Source organism: Streptomyces hazeniae (assembly GCF_031845485.1).
Lineage (GTDB): Bacteria > Actinomycetota > Actinomycetes > Streptomycetales > Streptomycetaceae > Streptomyces > Streptomyces hazeniae.
Genome location: NZ_JAVREQ010000120.1, coordinates 1 through 481 on the forward strand (window position 1 = coordinate 1; position 481 = coordinate 481).

1 protein-coding gene is annotated in these 481 nt (G+C 70.1%); it reads left to right on the forward strand.

Translation table 11 applies throughout. The features are described 5' to 3' along the window. Nucleotides 1-83 precede the first annotated feature (83 nt). Nucleotides 84-481 (forward strand): SCO4402 family protein (locus RM572_RS28895; protein WP_311676320.1); only part of this gene is annotated, 398 nt, incomplete at its 3' end.

The window sequence follows — 481 nt, forward strand, 5'->3', positions numbered from 1 at the left end:
GCCCGCAGGAGGGGAACGTACGATCGACGACCGTGCAGCAAGGTTCGGAGAAGTCTTCCCGTCACGGCCGTCGCTCCTCCACCATGGGCGTCATGCCGCTCACTGACATGCCGTGGTGGCGCTGGCGCACCAACGTGCGCTCGGCGCTGCACATGCTCTCCGACCCCGTCTTCCACCACGAGTACTGGCTCGCCGGCCGGGAGGGGTACGGGGACGTCACCGACGCCGTGTACCGCCTGGTCGAGGACACCTGGCTCGACAACTGGTCCGCCGAGAAGTACGTCGGCACCATATTCAGGGACTCCGCCGAGGCCGCCGCCGTCGACACCGCCGCGCTGCGCGTCCTGCGGATCATGCACCAGGTCGGCGCGGACGCCCCTGTCTCCGCCTATCTGGAGCACCACGGCTGGCCGGAGGCGGTCCGGGCGGCCCGCGAGGCGCATGTGATGCTCGCCACCAACGACGCCGAGGACCCGGACGT